This window comes from Massilia rhizosphaerae (genome assembly GCF_016093545.1).
Classification (GTDB): Bacteria; Pseudomonadota; Gammaproteobacteria; order Burkholderiales; family Burkholderiaceae_D; genus Telluria; species Telluria rhizosphaerae.
This window is the reverse complement of sequence record NZ_JADKYX010000010.1, coordinates 184,103-202,338: the sequence shown is the minus strand read 5'-3', so window position 1 is coordinate 202,338 and position 18,236 is coordinate 184,103. Positions and strand designations below refer to the sequence as shown.

Sequence of the window (18,236 nt, the reverse complement as noted above, 5' to 3'; positions counted from 1 at the left end):
TCCTGACCATGTTGAAGACTAATCAAGTTGCGTTCGTGCTCGCGTTGCTGCTGCCGCTGGCGCACGTCGGCAGCGCCGACGCGCGGCCCACGACGTCGTCGAGTGCCTTCAAGAGCGGCTTCTCGTCGCACCGTTCGTCGTCGGCCAGGCCGTCGTATTCGGCGGCGAAGTCCGGCGGCTTCGGCTCGTTCGGCCGGCACCCGGCATCGACCGGCAGCGCCGACCAGCCGGCGGCGCCGGCCCGCTCATCGGGCGGCTTCGGCACGTTCGGCGGCGGCGGGACGGCAGCGCAGAAATCGGATTCCGCGCTGTCGCAAAAGCTGGACAAGAGTACGTCGGAAGCCAACGCGCTGCGCACCCTGGACGCGCGCCGGCAGGCGCAGGCCGACGCGGCGCGCGACACGCGCCCGGTGCCCGGCTACGAGCACGGCGCGCCGCCGCAGCCCGCGCCGGCGTACACGCAGGGACCGGTCCAGCAGCCGCAGGCGCCGATCGTCGTCCGCCAGGACAGCGGCCTCGGTCACGTGATCGCGGGCGCCGTCCTCGCGAACGCCATGCACGGCGCGCGTGCGCGCAACAACGGCTATCCGGGCGGCTATCCGGCCACGCCGGGCGCCGCAACGACGCCTGCGACGCCCGCGGCGCATGGCGGCGGCACGTCGTTCCTCGGCCTGTTCGTGACGTTGTGCGTGCTGGCGCTCGTCGGCTGGGCCCTGTATTTCGCGTGGCGCCGCCTGCGCCGCAGCCGCGACGCGAAGAAACCGAATTATTCGTTCGAAAGGAATTGACGAGCATGGCCTGGAAGGATGTATTCAGTTACGTGCGCGCCGTCGCCGCCAACAAGGGTGTCACCCAGGGCGACCATCACGCCGACGATGGCGTGCCGCTGGGCGCGCGCATCGGCAGCGTCGTGCAGATGCAGGTGTCGCCGATCGTGCGCGCGCAGGCGAACGGCTCGCTGATCGCGATGCCGGCGGCCGGCGACACGCGCATCCTGGCGGTGTCGCAGATGCGCCTGCAGCCCGACGTGGAGCTGTACCGGCTCTACCTCGACAAGGGCGACGACGATGCGGACGAGAAATTCCTGCAGGTGTTCTGCGGCGACGACGGCAAGGTGGCCGAAGTCCTGTACTGCACCCAGCTGGCGCGCGTGATTCCCGAAACCGCGGACGACCAGGACGCGTATATGGGCGTCGCGGGCTGCGGCCTGGGCGACGCGAGCTACACGCTGTGGCGCAAGCAGCTGGCCGACATGCTGGACGCGGCCACGCTGGAATCCGTGTTCGGCGCCGCCGACCGCGTCGACTATGCGCGCGACGCGGGCGCGCCGGACGCGCAATTCGTCACGCCGTTCAAGGGCCGCGAGACGCGCATCGACGATGCCGCCGGCATGCACGGCCTGCGCCAGGAGATCTATTTCATGCCGTACGTGCGCAACCTCGCGGACGGCACGCGCGAATATTTATTGATCACGACGGAGATCGTGGAGAGCGTCGACGGCGATGCGGGCAAGCGCGGGATCCACGTCGATTTCGTCGTCGGCATCCCGGTCGAGCAGGAACGCATCGTCATCCAGTAGTAATTTAAATCGTTATCTTCACCGCACGAAAGGAACAACAATGAGCAACGCTAGTGGATGGGGCCTGACCGCACGGCTGGTCACGAAGCATTTCGGCGCCCTGGGCAATCGCATCGCCGAGGCCATCGCCAACTTCGACCCCGAGACCGCGACCGAGGCCGACCGCGACCGCCTGGTCGCCACCCTGCGCGACACGGCGCAACTGCTGGCGACGGCGCGCGCGTCGTTCGACAAGGAGCACGGCGACGTCGTCAACCTGCAGAACCTGATCGCCAACGACGAACGCGCCGCCGAGAAGCTGGCCGAGCGCCTGTCCGCCGGCACGATCTCGGAAGCCACCGTGACCATGTTCTGCGACGAGCTGGAGTCGAACAAAGCGCGCCTGCCGCAGGAAATCCAGGAAGAGGCCGACGCGAAGGCCTATATGGACGAGCTGCAGAAGATCGTCGACGCGCTGTCCAAGCAGCTGGCCGAATTCGACGCCCAGGCGAAGAAGGCGATGCAGGCCCTGGCCGCGGCCAAGGCCCAGAAAGAGCTGCAGGAACTGCGTCTCGAACGCCAGGAACAGCTGGCCGGCCTGACGAGCATGCGCGGCAACTCGACGGCGCTGTCCGCGCTGACCCGCCGCGCCGAGGCCGTGACGAACGAAGCGTCGGGCCTGCGCATCGTCGCCGACATCGGCCAGAAGCCGCTCGACCAGCAGGCCGAACTCGATGCGATCCGCAAGTCCGTCAGCCAGCCGGAGACGGCCGGCGAGAGCGCGCTGGAGCGCCTCAAGCGCCTGTCCGCCAAGGCGCCGGCCTGACCGGCGCTCCCCCGGTCAGTCGTTCGGCTGGCCGGGCTTGATCGCCACCTGCTTGATCGTGCCGTCCGCGCCGTATTCCAGCGGCGCGATGGCGATCGAGCGGCGGTAGCCGCCGCCGCCCGGCAGCAGCGCGTCGTGGTAGAAGATCCAGCTCTTGCCGCCGTGTTCCAGGATCGCCTGGTGGTTCGTCGAGATCTTGAGGTAGTCGATGACGACGCCCCGGTACGTGAAGGGGCCCATCGGCGAACTGGCCGTCGCGTACAGGATCTGGCCCGGCCAGCCGGACGAGAACGTGAAGTAGTAGACGCCGTTGTGTTCGTGCATGAACGGCGCCTCGCCGTACTTCTTCTTCGTGTCGGACGCGGACAGGCCGTCGATCTTCACGATCCGGATCGGGCCGTCCAGCGAGATCATGTCGGGCTTGAGCTTCACGACCTTCGGCACGCGCGTGCCGAAGTACATATAGGCTTGCCCATCCTTGTCGATGAAGACGGCCGGATCGATCGGCTCGTCGCCCGCGTTCACGTCGCGTTCCCGGTCGACGAGCGGCGTGCCGCGCGCGTCGGCGAAGCCGCCGTCCGGCCGGTTGGACACGGCGACGCCGATCTTGTCGCCGCCGACGGGCGCATAGAAATAATACTTCCCGTTGCGGTACGCCGCCTCCGGCGCCCAGGCCTTGGCGTCCGGCCGCGCCCATTTGAACACGGTGACGGCCAGCGGCACGCCGGCGTCATGCCACGTCTTCATGTCCGGCGACGTGTACAGGCGCCACGTGACGGAATCCCAGTACTTGCCGGAGTTCGACGCGTCGTCCGTGGCGTAGAGGTAGAACTTGTCGCCGTGCGCGTCCGGGAACCAGTGGGGCGACGGGTCGGCGTTGAAGCGGGAGGCGATGGGCCGGCCCGTCTCCGGCGCGGCCGCGTGCGCGGCCAGGGCGATCGACAGGGCGGGAACGAGGGCGGCGAAGGTGAACAGACGGCGTGACATGTGCATGGCGGCTCGTGGGCGAAAAAGTGAACGAACCCGCATGCTAGCACAGGTTGCGTACCGGATGATATCGATAACTAAGATTGGCCGGGCGTCCGTTTTGCGCGTGCCCCGGCCGGCTTCTTCGGCTTCGGCGGGGGCATGATCGCGGCCGTTTCGAGCAGCAGGCGGCGCAGCGCCTCCGGGTCGTCGAGCAATTCGTCGCCGATCGGATAATCCTTCGCGCCGGGATAGGGCGGCCCTTGCGGCAGGTCGGGCGCGAGCCGCGCCGCCGCCTCGGACGGCTTGACGAACAGGCTGCCGTCGCACGCGAAGGCCACCACCTTGTCGTCCACGTACAGCGCGTACTCGCCGAACATCTTCCGGTGCGTGAGCCGCGCGCCCAGTCCCACCACTTCCGCCACGTAGTCGATGAAGCTCTTGTCCGTTGCCATGCCGTTCCCCGGTCTCGTGAATCGAGCCGCCAGCCTAGCCGGAACGGGGCCTGCGATCAAGTGCGATCAGAACGTGAGGTGGCCTTCCACGCAGGTGACGGCGCTGCCGCCGACGCCGATCGCGTCCGCGGCGATGGTCAGGCGCAGGATGCCGGCGCGGCCGACAGCGGCGCCCTGGCTGGACAGGAAGTCGCGTCCGAACGCCTCGGCCTGGCCCGTGTGGCGCAGGTAGGCGGCGACGGCGCCGTTGCCGCTGCCGCAGACCGGATCTTCATCGATGCCGTGCGCCGGCGCGAACGCGCGCACTTCGATGCGGGCGGCGGCGTCCGGCGCGTGCGGGCCGAAGACCACCACGCCCGTGCGTCCGGCCGCGCTGTCGCTGGCCTTCATGCGGTAGAGGTCCGGCGCGGCGGCCAGCACGGCGGCGGCGCTTGGCAGCTGCGCGACGACCCAGCGCGCGCCGGCGTCGACGAGGCAGGGCGGGGCGACGAGGGGCGTGCCGAGGATCTGCGCCAGTTCGGCCGCCTGCGCGGCGTCCAGCGGGGCGATCGTGTGCGGGGGCAGCGTGAACGACAGCCAGCGCGCGCCGTCGTCCGCGTGGCGCACGTCCAGTGGGACCAGGCCCGCCGCGCATTCCTGGACGAGGCGGCCGGCGCGCGGTGCGATCGCGCCGGCTTCCAGCAATGCATGCGCCGTGCCGATCGTGGGATGCCCGGCGAACGGCAGCTCGGCGTGGGGCGTGAAGATGCGCACGCGGTAGTCGGCGCCGGGCCGTGTCGGCCGCAGCACGAACGTCGTCTCGGACAGGTTCGTCCAGTTGGCGATTTGCTGCATCCGTTCGGTGGAGAGATCGTCCGCGTCGAACACGACGGCGAGCGGATTGCCCTGGAACGGGGTGGCGGTGAAAACGTCGACGGTCTTGAAGGGGTGGCGTGCCATGGGACTCTCGCGGTGTCGGGATGTGCAGAGTCTACGCGGCGGGGCGCGGCGCAGACAGGAACAGTCGGCCGAATGTCACCGGCACTGTACTGCCGGTCCGGCGCAAAGTGTACCGGTCAGGCCGCGGGCGCGATCGTTTCTTCGAACGACAGGCGGTTCGACGACGGATCGCGGACCGTCATCTCGCGCGTCCCCCACGGCATCGTCTGGATGCCCGGACGTGCATACTTGAATTCCTTGGCCAGCAGGGTGGCGTGGTAGCCGTCGAGATCCTTCACGGCGATGCGGATCGACGCGCCCGGGCTGCCGTCGCCGTAGTGCTCGGACAGGTGCAGCACGCAATCGCCCAGCGAGACCTGCATGTAGACGGGGAAATCGCCTTCGTCGAAGCGGTGCTCCCAGTCGACCTTGAAGCCGAGGAAATCGACGTAGAATTCGCGCGCTTTCGCTTCATCGAAGATGCGCAGGATGGGGGTGACGCGGGACAAGGTGTACATGGCGCGCGGGAGAAAGCAGTAAAAACGATAGGATACCAGAATCTCCGCGCGCGCATGCCCGATTGGGTCGTCAGTACTTGTAGTTCAGCCCCAGCACGAACGTGCGGCCGGAGTGCACGTACAGCAGCGTGTCGTCGCGCTGCGTGTCGCGGCCGTAGCGCAGCGGCGTGTCGGTCAGGTTCTGGCCTTCCAGCGACAGCCGCAGTTGCGGCGTGAGGTTGTACGACAGGCTCATGTCGATATTGGTCGAGCCGTCCACCATCGTGAAGTCGGCGCCGCTGACGTCGCCCAGCACGGCGTAGATATAGCGGGAGCGGTGCGCTGCCGACACGCGCGCGCTGAACTTCGCGTCCTCGTAGTACAGCGTGAGGTTGTGGGTGCGCGGCGACAGGCCCGTGAAGTCCGCCACCTGCGTCAGCTGCTCGTTCTGCGGCGTGGCCGGATTGTCCACGCGGGTGATGTAGGTGATGCGCGACTTCACGCGCGTCGCGTTCGCGAGCAGGCCGAAATTGCTCCAGAAGCCGGGCAGGAAGCTGAACGGCGCCTGCAGATTGAATTCCCAGCCCTTGAGCGGACCGCCCGCCGTGTTGACCTTGCGGCTCACGTTGACCTCCGTCGTGGGCAAGGTCTGGCAGATCGGGGCGCCCGTCAGCGAGCAGCCGTTCAGGATCAGCAGTTCGTTCGGCAGGCCGAGCGTGTTGTAGGGCACGCGCTCGTTGACGCTCTGGATGAAGCTCTTGATGTCCTTGCGGAAGTGCCCGAGCGAGACCATCGCGTTTTTCGCGTAATACCACTCGGCTTGCAAGTCGTACGTGTTGGCGCGGATCGGATCCAGGTTCGGGTTGCCGATCGAGACCGATTGCGAAATCGGCGACACGGTGGCGTTCGGCGCGAGGTCGGTGTACTCGGGACGCGACAGCGTCTTCCCGGCCGAGAAGCGCAGGTACACGTTCTTCGGCAGCTGGGCCGTCAGGTTGAAGGCGGGCAGCCAGTCGCGGTATTTCTTCGTGCCCGTGTTGGGCTGCAGCCGGCCCTGCACGTTGATCATCGCCGTGGACGTCGCCTTGGTCTCGGCGCCGCGCACGCCGACGTTGCCGCGCCACGTGATGCCCGCGAAGTCGTAGTTGTAGTCGACCATGCCGTACAGCGCGTCGATGTCTTCTTCCACGCGGCGGTTCGTCTGCGTGAGGTAGTTGTATTGCGACCCCAGCACCGCGTCGCAATGGCATTCGGTGTTGACGACGCCGAGGAATTTGGGCAGGTCGACGGCCGCCCACGACGACGGCACGCCGGCGCCGTCCAGGCCGGACCCGAAGCCGCTGATCTGGCGCGAGATGTCGGCCATCGACACGCCGGCCGGCAGCGCCACGCCGGTGGCGCTGTCGCCGACCTCGTAGTTGGTCCAGATGTTCTTGCGGCTCGAGATGCCGAAGTGGCTCGTCAGGTGGTCGTTGATTTCCCAGTGCAGGTTGGCGGCCTGGGTCTGCAGCTTGTTGGTCGTGTCCAGGTAGCGGCCGACGAACATGCCGCGCACGTTGCCGGCGGCGTCCGGCGGGGCGAACTGGAAGCTGGCGGGGTTCGCGACGTCCATGCCGAAATTCAGGGCCGGTACGTTGCGGTTGTCGCGGAAGTCCCACGAGAAGCCGTTCACGTTCGGCGCGTCGAACTGCACGGTGGCGCGCGTCGGCTCGTTCAGGTTCGAGTTCGAGTTACCGGCCATGAAGTCGGCCTTCACGGTGTCGCTGAAGCGGTGGCTGCCGGACAGGACGTGCTGGCGGAACTTGGTCGTGTAGACGTCCAGCAGGCCCTCGGTGCGCACGTCGACGCCGTCGAACTTGCCGTAGTCCCAGCTGCCGTTCTGGTCGAAGTGCGCGTCCAGGATCGACGTCTGCGGCTTGCCGTTCGAGCCCAGGTTGCGGCCGAACGAGATCGCCTCGATGTAGTTGTCGTAGCGCTTGTTGGCGAACTTGCCGACCATGAGATCCAGATTCAGCTCGCTGTCCCGGTTGCGCCACTGGTAGGAGTTGGTGATGCCCGTGCGTTCGTAATCCGTCTGCGAGCGGCGGTAGCGCGGGATGCGCGGGGCGAACGCGCCCGAGCCGGCGGCCGGATTGGCGACCGTGCCGCCGTAATTGTCCTTGCGGCCCATGACGTCGTTGTACGCGGTCGGATCCGTCGCGCGCGGCATGCCCGTGCCGCACGTCGTCGCCGTGATGCCCTTGACGGCGTCGTCGCGCGGGTTCTGCGGCGCGACGCCGACGGGCGAACAGAATCCGCCGTCGAAGCTCGCGCTGAGCAGGTCCACGGCCTCGTAGCCTTCCTCGGTGGCGCGGCGCTTCGAGTACGCGGCGGACAGCAGCGCGCCGACCTTGCCGATGCCCGTGTCCCAGCGGTCCGACAGCAGCGCCGTCACGCGGGGCTGGGTCTTGCCGGAGACGGAGTTGTGGCTTTCCTGGCCGCCCACGCTGAACGTGCGTCCCTTGAAGTCGAACGGCCGCGCCGTGCGCAGGTCGACCGTGGCGCCGAGCGACCCTTCCTCGATGTCCGCCTCCGACGTCTTGCGCACCTCGAGGCTGTTGAACAGCTCCGATGCGAATACGGAAAAGTCGAAGCCGCGGCCGCGGTTCGTGCTGCCGTTGATGTCGGACGCGCCGGTCGCCGCCACGCCCTCGATGCCGTTGATGCGCACGCGCGTGAAGCCCGCGTTCAGGCCGCGCACGGTGATCTGCTTGCCTTCGCCGCCGTCCCCGCGCGCCAGCGCCACGCCGGGCACGCGCTGCAGCGATTCCGCCAGGTTCGCGTCGGGGAACTTGGCGATGTCCTCGGCCTTGATGACGTCGACGATGCCGTCGCTGTTCTTCTTCGTGTTGAGGGCGCTGTTCAGGCTCGCGCGAAAGCCCGTCACGACGACGACGCTTTCCGGCGCCTTGCCGGCGGCATCGGCGGCGGCGGCCGTTTCCTGGCCGTGCGCATGCAGCGAGGCCAGCATCGCCAGCACGCCCAGGCTGATGCCGGTGCGGCGTGCGCGCGGTTGCAGGGTTCGAGGGTGTCCAGTCAAATGCATCGTGCAGTCTCCATGTTGTTATCGATGACTCGGATGGTCATATTGCCGGGGCATGGTAGCGCCAAGCATCGCGCCGCGAATCGTCGCGGCCAGGCGTTCGCGGTAATAATCACGTTCTTGAGCGCTTGCATGGCGAATCGACAACGGTGCTCGCGCAGGCTGCACAATACGGGCAGCCCGCATGCGTTTGCGCTCAGCGCGTGCGCGATCCACCAGCAAAGGAGACGATCAGTGCCCAGTTCCCCGTCACGGCGCGCGCTGCCGCGTGCCGGCCTCGCACGCTTCTTCGCCGCCATGTGCGCGGCCGTCCTGTGCGTGGCGGCGACGGCGCAACCGCAGGACGCACGCGCCGCGGCGGACACTGTGTGGCTGATGGCCGCCGTCGCGCCGGGCTTGCCGGACCGCCTGAGCGTGTTCCGCTCGGACGCCGGCGGCGCATTCGTCACGCAGGCCTCCGAGGCGTACGCGCCGCCGCGCGGCATGCTGCGCGACCCCGCCATCGTGCGCCACGACGGGGCGTACTGGGTCGCGTACGCGGGCGGCGCCGGCGCGGAAATCGGCCTGGCGCGGTCGACCGACCTGCGGCACTGGACCTTCGTGCGTACCGTGCCGCTGCCGGGACAGGTGCGCGCGCCGTGCTGGCTGCTGGCGCGCGACGGCAGCTTGCGGCTCGTCGTGGCGCTGGCGCAAGGCGGCGCGGCGTTCCGGCCATGGCTCTTGACGCCCGATGCCGCGCTGGCGGCGTGGCCGGCGCCCCAGCCGATGGCCGGACTGCAGGACGGTTTCGAGGACGCGGCCGTCGCGGCCGACGGCGAGGGCTATGTGGCGCTGGCGCGGCGACGCGGCGACGGTGTCCTCACGCTGGCGCGGGCGCGCGACGCGGCCGGTCCGTGGACCGTGGAGCGCGGCATCGACGCTTGGGGATCCACGGCCGGCGGCGCCAGCCTCGCGCGCCTGCCCGACGGGAGCTGGCGCGCCGTCTTCGCCGACGCCGCCGGCCACGCCTGGCAGGCCGACAGCCGGGACGGGCTGCGCACGTGGTCGCCGAAGCGGGCATTGCGCGGCGTCGCGGCGGACGTCGCCGCGCCGGACCTGCTGGCGGCGCGGGCGGACGAGGTCGCGGCTGCAGTGCGTCCCGCCGGCGTGCCGCAGCGGGTCGGCTGGGATCCGTACTCGCTCACCATCGGCGGCAAGCGCGTGGTCGTCTGGTCGGGCGAGTTCCACCCGTTCCGGCTGCCCGATCCCGCGCGCTGGCGCGACGTGCTCCAGAAGATGAAGGCGCTGGGCTTCAATGCCGTATCGTTCTACTTCGACTGGGCGTACCACTCGCCGGCGCCGGGCGCGTACGATTTTTCCGGCGTGCGCAACGTCGAGCGGTTGTTGGAGATGGCGGAGGAAGAGGGCATGTACGTGATCGCGCGCACGGGCCCGTACGTCAACGCCGAACTGTCCGGCGGCGGCTTCCCCGGCTGGATGTTCCGCAGCCGCGCCGAAGCGCGCACGGACGATCCGGCCTATCTCTCGGCCGTCGACGAATGGATGACGCAGATCGACGCCATCGTCGCGCGCCACCAGATCACGACGGGCGGCGGCACCGTCATCGCCTACCAGCTCGAGAACGAGCTGGGCAAGGTCGAGCCCAAGCATGCGCGCCAGATGGCGCACCTGGCCGCCAAGGCGCGCGCGGACGGCATCACGGTCCCGTTCTTCCACAACGCCGCCGGCCGCCTGCCCGACTGGACGCCGCGCGATTCCAGCGCGCCGTGGGCGCATCCGGGACCGACGGACCTGTACGCGTTCGACGGCTATCCGGGCGGCAGCTGCGACGTCCACGCCGATCCGGCGCGGCCGAACAAGGCGCCCGACTGGGGCATCTACGCGGCGCCGGGACCGAAGGCCGGCGCGCGGAGTTCTCCCGGCACGCCGGGCTTCGCGGCCGAGGTGGGCGCGGGCTGGTTCGACTACTGGGGCTCGAACGGCACCTACGATTGCACGGCGCGGCGCCAGGGCAAGGGCTACGAGCGCGTGTTCTACGGGACGAACCTCATCAACCGCATCACGATCCACAATCTCTACATGGCGTTCGGCGGCACGTCGTGGGGCTGGCTGCCGGGCCCCATCGTGTACACGTCCTACGACTACGGCGCGCCGATTTCCGAAGACCGCGGCCTGCGCCCGAAGGCGCTGGCGCTCAAGCAGCAGGGCATGTTCGTGCAGGCCGCCGGCGCCGTGCTGGCCCGCATGGACAAGGGGCCGGCGATCGCGACGACGTCGCCGCGCATGCGGCTCTACCACAACGTCAACGCGGAACTGGGCGCGCACGTGCTGTTCGCCGTGCACGGCCCCTCCGACCTGCTGACGGACGACGCGTTCGCGTTCGATCTCGAGACGCGCGACGGCCGCTACCGCGTGGCGTCGCGCCTGAACGGCCAGGACGCGAAGATGCTGCTGGCGGCGTACGACATGGAGCGTCAGCATCTCGTGTTCTCGACGTCCGAGCTGCAGGCGCAGATGCGCGACGGCGCGCGCGACATCGTCCTGCTGCACGGCCGCGACGGCGAGGCCGGCGAAACCGTGCTGCGCTACGCGTCCGCGCCCAGGGTCGAGGTGCTGGCCGGCGACGTGCAGGCGGCGTTCGACGCGGCGCGCGGCGATTTGAAGCTCGACTACGTACACACGGGCCTGGCGCGCGTGCGCGTCACGGGCGGCGGGCGCGCGCCGCTGCTGTTGCTGATCGCGGACGAGGCCACGTCGCAGCGCTTCTGGACCCAGGACACCGCGGCCGGCCGCGTGCTCGAACTGACGCCGGCGCTCGTGCGCACGGCGCGCATCGATGGCGGCCGGCTGCATCTGACAGGTGACACGGAGCACGACAGTCCGCTCGAGATCTGGGGACCCGCCATCGACGCGGCGAGTTTCAACGGCGCGGACCTGACATTGACGCGCCAGCCGGACGGCAGCCTGCGCGCGGGCACGCTGGCGGGACCGGCGCGGGTGACGGTCCCCGACCTGGGCAAGCTGACATGGGTGCGGCGCATGGACAGCCCGGAAGCGCAGCCGGGCTTCGACGACGCCGCCTGGCAGCGCGTGGACAATCATCCGTCGGCCGCGCAGACGTGGACCCAGCCGGAACGCGGCCAGCCGACGCTGGCGATGAGCGACTACGGCTTCCACCACGGCGACGTGTGGTACCGCGGCCGCTTCGACGCGGCCGATCCCGCCGCCAACCGGCTGGACCTGTTCTACGGCGGCGGCGGCGCGGGCATGCTGCAGGCGTGGGTCGACGGGCGCTTCCTCGGCCAGCACGAGCTGGATACCGGACGCTCGTTCCCGGAAACGACGGACAGCGTGCGCTTCGACCTCGGCCGGCTGGCGCCCGGACCGCACGTCGTCGCCGTCATGGTGCGCAACGATTCGCACAACTGGGACCTGATGGCGGACGACGCGCACCGCGAGGCGCGCGGCCTGATCGCCGCGTCGCTGACGTCCCCGGGCGGTGCGCGCTTCGCCGTGCCGATCCGCTGGCGCATCCAGGGCAATCCTGGCGGCGAGGACAGCGTCGACCGCATGCGCGGTCCGCTCAACGACGGCGGCTTGTACGGCGAACGCGCCGGCTGGCACCTGCCGGGCGCGCGCGAAGACGGATGGATGCGGACGCGCGTCGGCGCCGCGCCGCCCGGTCCCGGCACCTACTGGCTGCGCACGCACGTGAAGCTGGACCTGCCGCGCGGACACGACGTGCAGCTGGGCCTCGCGTTCGGCGACACGCGCCGCCCCCGTTCCGGCCGCGAGAACCGCGCGCTGATCTTCGTGAACGGCTGGAACATGGGGCAGTTCATCGCCCACGTGGGGCCGCAGCGCGTGTTCGTGATCCCGCCCGGCATCCTGCATCCCGACGGCGACAACACGATCGCGCTCGCCGTGACGACGGACGGCAAGCCCGCCAACGCGCTGGAGCCGGTGCGGCTCGTGGTGTTGCGCGCGGTGCGGGGCGGCGTGGCGGCCGACGCGGGAAGCGGGCGGTCCGGCGCGAGTTATTGAACTGCCAGTCACACCGCAGCAACACCCCGCGGCAAAGAAGGTGACAGCCCTGGGGGCGGCCCTTACAATGTTTCTTCACAAGAACATTGGCCGGGCCGGATCCTCCGGGCGCGCCGCGAGGATACTGGTTGATGCTAGGGTTAGACGATATCGCACAATGGCGCGCGCGGATCTTCTCGCGTCTGTTGGCGATAGTGCTCGTCCTCGGCACGATCGCCGCCGTGCCCAGCGTGACGGTGGTGCTGCGCCACGGCGTCTGGGCGGTGGCGGTGATGGACGGCGTCGCGCTCGCGTGGCTGTGCGCGCTGTGGCGGCTGGAGCGGCTGCCGTACACGTTCCGCGTCCTGAACTTCCTCGCCATCATCTACATGGTGGCCATCTGCCTCATGCTCAAGGTGGGGCCGATCAGCCAGAACTACCTGATGGCGCCGCCCGTGCTGGCGGCGATCCTGCTCGGCACCGCGCCGTCCCTGGTGGCGCTGGCGGCGAGCGCCGTGATCCTCGTCCTCGGGATCGGCCACTTCCCGTCCGCGCTCGTGGACATGGGCCACGACCCGTTCGTGACGGCGCTCCTCGTGACCTTGAATTTCACCTGCGTGGGCGCGCTGCTCACGCTCACGTGCGGCACCCTGCTCAAGGGGTTGTCGCGGTCGCTGGACGATGCGCGCGGCTTCGCCAAGTCGCTCGAGCGGGGCCAGGACGCGCTGCAGGCGCTGAACGCGGAACTGCGCCTGACGTCGGCCGCGTTGGCGCGCCTGAACGACATGGTGCTCATCGCGAAGGCGGTGGACACGCCCGACCGCGAACAGCCCATCATCTTTTCCAACGAAGCGTTCCAGCGCCGCACGGGTTACAGCGACGCCGACATCGTCGGCCGCAGCATGCGTGTGCTGCACGGCCCGGGCACGGATCCGGCCGTCGTGGACCGCATCGTCGAATCGATGCGCAACGGCCAGCGCGCGACGGCGGAACTGGTCAACTACACGAAGTCCGGCGATCCGTACTGGGTCGAGATGGAACTGATGCCGTTCATGGACGACGCGAACCGCATCAGCCACTGGGTCGTGGTGGGCCGCGACATCACCGAGCGCCGCCACTCGGCCGACGCCATCCACCGCCTCGCGTACTACGACGTCCTCACGGGCCTGCCGAACCGGCGCCTGATGACGGAGCGGCTGGATGCGATGGTCGGGGCGGCCAATGGCGGCCGCGGGCTGGGCGCCGTGCTGTACATCGACCTGGACAACTTCAAGCACGTGAACGACGCGCGCGGCCACGCGACGGGCGACGCCCTGCTCAAGCACATGGCGAAGCGTCTCGCCAACCTGGTGCGCAAGGGCGACACGGTGGCGCGCCTGGGCGGCGACGAATTCGTCGTGCTGCTCGACGGCCTCGGTCAGGACGCCGCCGCGGCGACGGCCGCCGCGCTGGCCGTGTCCGACAAGATCTGCGCGGCGCTGGCCGAGGACGTCGTCATCGACGACCAGAGCTACCACTCCACCGCCAGCATCGGCGTCGCGCTGCCCACGCGTGCGGGCCAGTCGGTCGCCGACCTGCTGCGCGATGCCGACCTCGCCATGTACCATGCCAAGGCCGCGGGCCGCAACGGCGTGGCCATGTTCGAGACGCCGATGCTGGCCGCGGCCGAACGCCAGCTGACCCTGGGCCGCGACCTGTCCGCGGCGCTCGACAACGGCGAGCTGGCGATGCACCTGCAGCTGCAGGTCGACCATGCGGGCCAGCCGGTCGGCGCCGAGATGCTGATGCGCTGGCGCCGCGCCGACGGCACGTTCGTCCCGCCCGACATCTTCATTCCGGTGGCGGAGACGACGGGCCTGATCGTGCCCCTCGGCCTGTGGGTGCTGCGCCAGGCCTGCGAGGCGCGCCTGGCGCTGGAGCAGGCCGGGCATCCGCTGCAACTGTCCATCAACGTCAGCCCGCGCCAGTTCCGCCAGCCCGAGTTCGTGGCGCAGGTGTGCGCCGCGCTCGAGCAGTCGGGCGTGGCGCCGCAGGCCTTCGTGTTCGAGGTGACGGAGGGCCTGCTCGTCGAAGACTTCGACGTCATCACGGAGAAGATGCGCGAGCTGGCGGCGCTGGGAATCCGCTTCTCGATCGACGATTTCGGCACCGGCTATTCGAGCCTGGGCTACCTCAAGAAGATGCCGCTGTACGAACTCAAGATCGACAAGAGCTTCATGCGCGACACGCCGCACGACGCCAACGGCACGGCGATCGTGCAGACGATCCTCGCGATGGCCGACCACCTGGGCCTGCGCGTCGTGGCGGAAGGCATCGAGACGGAAGCGCAGGCGCGCTTCCTCGCGGAGAACGGGCGGCCGTGCATGCAGGGGTATCTGTATTGCCGGCCGTTGCCGCTGGCGGACCTGATCGCGCGGCTGGGCCGCGGCGTCTGACGCGGCCTACGCCGCGACGGCCACGGCCTGCATCACGTCGACCCACTCGGCGTGCGTGAGCAACGCCAGCCTGTCGGGCGTCACGCGCACGGCCGCATCGGGCGCGCCGGCGGCGGGAAACACGACATCGAACGCGCGCAGCGACACGTCGCAGAACACGCGCAGCGGCCGCGCCAGGCCGAACGGGCACACGCCGCCGACGGGGTGGCCGGTCTCCCGTTCCACCTCGTCCAGGTTCAGCATACGGGCCTTCTGGCCGAAGCGATCCTTGTACTTGCGGTTGTCCACGCGGGCGTCGCCGCGCGCGACCAGCAGCACGACCTCGTCGTCCAGGCGCAGCGACAGCGTCTTGGCGATCTGGCCAGGCGTCACGCCCAACGCGGCGGCGGCGAGGGCGACGGTCGCGGTGCTGGCGGCATAGCGCTCGACGGCGATGTCGGGCGCGTGGGCGGCGAAGAAGGTGGTGACGGAGGCGAGGCTCATCGGGATGGCGGGGATGTGAAATCCCTCCAGTCTACCATCGGGACCACGCTACAATCGTATGTGAAACGGTAATGTGCTGCTTGATCCGCCTCTCTCCCCTTTCTGTCCTCTATTAATGTTGCATCAACGTAGCTGGGCAAGAATCGTTGCTCAACTTCTCATGGGGGCAAACATGGCAATCGACGCTTATCTTCAGATCGGGGACATCAAGGGCGAATCGCAAGACGACAAACATCGCGGATGGATAGAGATTCACAACGTGCGATGGGGCGTAAGCCAGCCGAGAGCCACGGCCGTCTCGACGGCTGGAGGGCATACGAGCGGCAAGGCTGATATTCACGAAGTCAGCTTTGAAAAGCTGGCAGATATTACATCCCCAGTGCTCTTCCAGACCTGCGCGATGGGGAAAACCATCCCGCAAGCCAAATTCGAGTTCTTCCGGGCCGATGGCGATGGTGCTCGCGTCAAGTATTTTGAAATCGTGCTTGAGAACGTCATGATTTCCAACGTCACTCCGACCAGCAGTAGCGGAGGGATTATTACGGAAAACGTGCATTTGGCATCCTCCAAGTTTAAATGTACATACACCCAGCAGAAGATTTCGGGCGGCGCAGGTGGTAGCACGGCAGGCGGCTGGGATTCAGCCGCGAACAAGGTCGCCGCTTAACCGGGAGGCAATATGCCACACCCGGTTGTGTACTCTGGTGACTTTAGTGCGCTGTTGAAGAAATGGGCAGAGCAGCAGGCCAAGGATGAAAAGGCCCATGTACAGACGTTCATCGCTGATGGGCAATGTGCCAGGCTCCCGCAGGAATTAACGAGCGTCGGGCACACTAGTCGATGGCGACCGGGGGAGCGCGTGGTTGATGTCGCCAGAACCTTAAAGCCCGGTACTGTTATCGCCAATTTTGTGTCCACGGACGGCAAAATGATCTATCCGAACGCCCACGGATATCACGCGACGTTGTTCATGGGAGGCGACGGTTACAGCGTTGCGACAGGAAAGCCTAGTCGGATTTGGATGTTCGACCAATGGAGTTCCGGGGCGCTGCCGCATGTGCCTGGTCCGCGCCCAGTACGGGCTTTTACGCCCGAACAGGCAAGGCTAAGTGGCAGATCGCCTTGTGACAATGCGAATGATTTTTACGTCGTGGAGGTTCCGTGAAGACGCTCTTGTCCGCGGTATTGGCGTTCTCTTGTACAGTTGTGAATGCGGAAGTCTACACTTGTCCGCAGGTCTATCCCGGCAAGAATGCCGCCACAATGCCGTTAACTGGCGCTTCAATGATGTCGGGTGAACTTCACGGCAACGGTTTTCTTCATGGCGACGAAGAGAAGGTCGCAGGCGGGTACGATGCTCGCTACGGTTTCGCTGATGATGAACAAGCATGGCTAATATGCCTGTACGGTGGCAGGAAGCGCACCAAAGCCGACATGGGATGGCCGGGAACCCAATGGTGGATGAAGCTCGCACCTCAAGTTGGACGCTGCACCGTACGGGTTCGGGTGGGCAAAAACCAGGCACCGGCCAAGAGCACTTGGACAGCTACCGCTACCTGCGTACACCAATGACTTCGATGATATTCACATCAGATGAAAGTCGAATCCGCACGAGTACCGATGTCTCTACGAAATCCGTCACCGCGTTCAGCCCAATGCGGCGCGCCAGCGCGCCCGATACACGTCCAGTCCTGACGGCGCCCGCGCCGCGATCGCGGTACTCGCCCCCGGCGGCGCGGCGTCCCGGTAGCGCAGCATCCAGCCGCCGCACGTGGTGCCGCTCGCGTCGTCCGAATAGGACACCGGCTGCGCCGGCCGCAGCGTCGCCAGCAGGGGCCCGAACCACGGGTTCGCCGTGAAACTGCCTTCGACGGCCAGCGGGCCCTTTGCTCCCAGCGCGTCGAGACAGTAGTCCGTCACCAGCACGCAGTACAACGTGGCCAGCGCATAGCGTTCGCGCGCGTCCGCGGGCGGCGGACCGTCGATGCGGCCGGCGCGGCCCGCGAACGGGCCGCCGGTCGATGCGAAGCAGGGCAGCGCCAGCGTGCCGCGCGCGACGAGGCGTTCGACGTCCGCGAAATCGCACGGTACGGGAGACGCGCCGGCCAGCTCGCCGAATTCGCGCCCGCCCATGAAGCGCATGCAGGCGACGGGCCGGCCCAGCGCGTTCGTGTTGGCCAGCATGTCCGCTTGTTCGCGCAGATTGTCCAGCGAGGTGCCGAAGGCGGCGGCGATCACCCACGTGCCGGTCGACAGCACGGTGCCTTCGCCCTTGCCCAGGTAGCGCAGCAGCGACGCGTTGCTGTCGTGGATGCCGCACAGGACGGCGCAATCGGGTGGCAGCCACGTGGCGGCGGCGACTTCGGGACGGAGCGTGCCCAGGACGGCGTGCGCCGACGCCGGCGGCGGCATGAGGGCCGTCCAGCCCATGCGGTCCACGAGGCTCGAATACGCCTGGGTGCGCGGATTCCACAAGTCGGTATGGCAGCCCAGCGACGTCGCTTCCGACGCGGCCGCGCCGCACAGGCGCCAGGCCCAGTATTGCGGATACATGAGGATGTGGCGCGCGCGCCGGAACGCGTCCGGGAAGCGCGCCTGCAGCCAGGCGAGCTGGCGGCCCAGGTTCAGGCCCGCGGGCAGCCCCGGCGACAGCGTCTCCTCGAACGGCGGGCGCAGCGCGGCGTAGTCCAGGCCCGGCAACTCGGCCTCGTAGTCGGGCACGGGCAGCACGAGGCCCGTGTCGTCGACCAGCGCGGCCGTCGCGCCGTGCGTGACGGGAACGATGGCCGTCACGCGCGCCTGCGCGGCGAAGGCGCGGCACGCGGTCAGCAGCCAGTCCCACAGGCCGTCCGTGTCGAGGTGCGGATACGGTCCGTCCGTGCGCACGGCGTTCGGGCGGCGCCGTTCCGCGAGCACGCGGCCGGTGGCGTCGATCAGCGCCAGCTTGGCGTTCGTCTTGCCGATGTCGAGGACGATCAGGGCGTCGTGCATGG

The 18,236-nt window shown here is 68.5% G+C and carries 15 protein-coding genes; 8 read left to right on the top strand and 7 right to left on the bottom strand.

All coding sequences use genetic code 11. The annotated features are described in order from the left end of the window. Positions 1-8: 8 nt before the first annotated feature. The 3 genes from ISF28_RS16505 to ISF28_RS16495 are packed head-to-tail and all read left to right on the top strand — an operon-like array spanning position 9 to position 2,384. Complete coding sequence (locus ISF28_RS16505; RefSeq protein WP_198118261.1) at positions 9-788, top strand: hypothetical protein; 780 nt, start codon at positions 9-11, stop codon at positions 786-788. Between the two features lie 5 nt (positions 789-793). Then, a complete protein-coding gene (locus ISF28_RS16500) occupies positions 794-1,579 on the top strand; it encodes a DUF2491 family protein (protein WP_198118260.1) in 786 nt (261 codons plus the stop codon). A 40-nt stretch (positions 1,580-1,619) separates the two neighbouring features. After that, positions 1,620-2,384: a hypothetical protein gene (locus ISF28_RS16495; protein WP_198118259.1), complete on the top strand. Its 765-nt coding sequence runs from the start codon at positions 1,620-1,622 to the stop codon at positions 2,382-2,384. A 15-nt stretch (positions 2,385-2,399) separates the two neighbouring features. Here ISF28_RS16495 and ISF28_RS16490 read toward each other — a convergent pair whose 3' ends face one another. The 5 genes from ISF28_RS16490 to ISF28_RS16470 form a co-directional block, all read right to left on the bottom strand. Continuing rightward, positions 2,400-3,377 (bottom strand): family 43 glycosylhydrolase, encoded by a 978-nt coding sequence (locus ISF28_RS16490; RefSeq protein ID WP_198118258.1) that lies wholly within the window; start codon positions 3,375-3,377, stop codon positions 2,400-2,402. A gap of 71 nt (positions 3,378-3,448) precedes the next feature. Next, complete coding sequence (locus tag ISF28_RS16485; protein ID WP_198118257.1) at positions 3,449-3,805, bottom strand: TfoX/Sxy family protein; 357 nt, start codon at positions 3,803-3,805, stop codon at positions 3,449-3,451. A 66-nt stretch (positions 3,806-3,871) separates the two neighbouring features. Continuing rightward, complete coding sequence (locus tag ISF28_RS16480; protein WP_198118256.1) at positions 3,872-4,744, bottom strand: PhzF family phenazine biosynthesis protein; 873 nt, start codon at positions 4,742-4,744, stop codon at positions 3,872-3,874. A gap of 116 nt (positions 4,745-4,860) precedes the next feature. Then, entirely contained in the window at positions 4,861-5,241 is a 381-nt protein-coding gene (locus ISF28_RS16475) for a glyoxalase superfamily protein (RefSeq protein ID WP_198118255.1), read from the bottom strand. Positions 5,242-5,311: 70 nt separating this feature from the next. Beyond that, positions 5,312-8,305, bottom strand: a complete 2,994-nt coding sequence (locus ISF28_RS16470; RefSeq protein ID WP_198118254.1) for a TonB-dependent receptor — start codon at positions 8,303-8,305, stop codon at positions 5,312-5,314. Between the two features lie 231 nt (positions 8,306-8,536). Between ISF28_RS16470 and ISF28_RS16465 the strand changes: the two genes are divergently transcribed. Next, positions 8,537-12,346 carry a beta-galactosidase gene (locus tag ISF28_RS16465; protein WP_370663449.1) on the top strand — a complete coding sequence of 1,270 codons (3,810 nt, stop codon included), beginning with the start codon at positions 8,537-8,539 and terminating at the stop codon, positions 12,344-12,346. A gap of 131 nt (positions 12,347-12,477) precedes the next feature. Continuing rightward, positions 12,478-14,760, top strand: a complete 2,283-nt coding sequence (locus tag ISF28_RS16460) for a putative bifunctional diguanylate cyclase/phosphodiesterase (protein ID WP_198118253.1) — start codon at positions 12,478-12,480, stop codon at positions 14,758-14,760. A gap of 6 nt (positions 14,761-14,766) precedes the next feature. Here the strand turns inward: ISF28_RS16460 and ISF28_RS16455 are convergent, their stop codons facing one another. Continuing rightward, complete coding sequence (locus ISF28_RS16455; RefSeq protein WP_198118252.1) at positions 14,767-15,243, bottom strand: YbaK/EbsC family protein; 477 nt, start codon at positions 15,241-15,243, stop codon at positions 14,767-14,769. Between the two features lie 172 nt (positions 15,244-15,415). Between ISF28_RS16455 and ISF28_RS16450 the strand changes: the two genes are divergently transcribed. From ISF28_RS16450 to ISF28_RS16440, 3 genes are read left to right on the top strand one after another with little or no spacing between them, the layout of a single operon-like run. Next, positions 15,416-15,910, top strand: coding sequence for an Hcp family type VI secretion system effector (locus tag ISF28_RS16450; RefSeq protein WP_198118251.1), 495 nt, complete (start codon positions 15,416-15,418; stop codon positions 15,908-15,910). A gap of 12 nt (positions 15,911-15,922) precedes the next feature. Next, on the top strand, positions 15,923-16,408 hold the full coding sequence (locus tag ISF28_RS16445) for a BPSL0067 family protein (RefSeq protein WP_198118250.1): 486 nt from the start codon (positions 15,923-15,925) through the stop codon (positions 16,406-16,408). Continuing rightward, on the top strand, positions 16,405-16,815 hold the full coding sequence (locus ISF28_RS16440; protein WP_198118249.1) for an STY0301 family protein: 411 nt from the start codon (positions 16,405-16,407) through the stop codon (positions 16,813-16,815). The genes ISF28_RS16445 and ISF28_RS16440 overlap by 4 nt, the downstream gene beginning before the upstream one ends. Before the next feature lie 75 nt (positions 16,816-16,890). Here ISF28_RS16440 and ISF28_RS16435 read toward each other — a convergent pair whose 3' ends face one another. Further along, positions 16,891-18,234 carry an FGGY-family carbohydrate kinase gene (locus tag ISF28_RS16435; protein ID WP_198118248.1) on the bottom strand — a complete coding sequence of 448 codons (1,344 nt, stop codon included), beginning with the start codon at positions 18,232-18,234 and terminating at the stop codon, positions 16,891-16,893. Positions 18,235-18,236: the final 2 nt, after the last annotated feature.

What these genes read in the sequence shown, in the direction of transcription:
- ISF28_RS16475 (WP_198118255.1), bottom strand. Translation starts at nt 5,241, where the DNA reads ATGTACACCTTGTCCCGCGTCACCCCCATCCTGCGCATCTTCGATGAA.
- ISF28_RS16445 (WP_198118250.1), top strand. Translation starts at nt 15,923, where the DNA reads ATGCCACACCCGGTTGTGTACTCTGGTGACTTTAGTGCGCTGTTGAAG.
- ISF28_RS16495 (WP_198118259.1), top strand. Translation starts at nt 1,620, where the DNA reads ATGAGCAACGCTAGTGGATGGGGCCTGACCGCACGGCTGGTCACGAAG.
- ISF28_RS16450 (WP_198118251.1), top strand. Translation starts at nt 15,416, where the DNA reads ATGGCAATCGACGCTTATCTTCAGATCGGGGACATCAAGGGCGAATCG.
- ISF28_RS16505 (WP_198118261.1), top strand. Translation starts at nt 9, where the DNA reads ATGTTGAAGACTAATCAAGTTGCGTTCGTGCTCGCGTTGCTGCTGCCG.
- ISF28_RS16455 (WP_198118252.1), bottom strand. Translation starts at nt 15,243, where the DNA reads ATGAGCCTCGCCTCCGTCACCACCTTCTTCGCCGCCCACGCGCCCGAC.
- ISF28_RS16485 (WP_198118257.1), bottom strand. Translation starts at nt 3,805, where the DNA reads ATGGCAACGGACAAGAGCTTCATCGACTACGTGGCGGAAGTGGTGGGA.
- ISF28_RS16480 (WP_198118256.1), bottom strand. Translation starts at nt 4,744, where the DNA reads ATGGCACGCCACCCCTTCAAGACCGTCGACGTTTTCACCGCCACCCCG.
- ISF28_RS16500 (WP_198118260.1), top strand. Translation starts at nt 794, where the DNA reads ATGGCCTGGAAGGATGTATTCAGTTACGTGCGCGCCGTCGCCGCCAAC.
- ISF28_RS16470 (WP_198118254.1), bottom strand. Translation starts at nt 8,305, where the DNA reads ATGCATTTGACTGGACACCCTCGAACCCTGCAACCGCGCGCACGCCGC.
- ISF28_RS16460 (WP_198118253.1), top strand. Translation starts at nt 12,478, where the DNA reads ATGCTAGGGTTAGACGATATCGCACAATGGCGCGCGCGGATCTTCTCG.
- ISF28_RS16490 (WP_198118258.1), bottom strand. Translation starts at nt 3,377, where the DNA reads ATGCACATGTCACGCCGTCTGTTCACCTTCGCCGCCCTCGTTCCCGCC.
- ISF28_RS16435 (WP_198118248.1), bottom strand. Translation starts at nt 18,234, where the DNA reads ATGCACGACGCCCTGATCGTCCTCGACATCGGCAAGACGAACGCCAAG.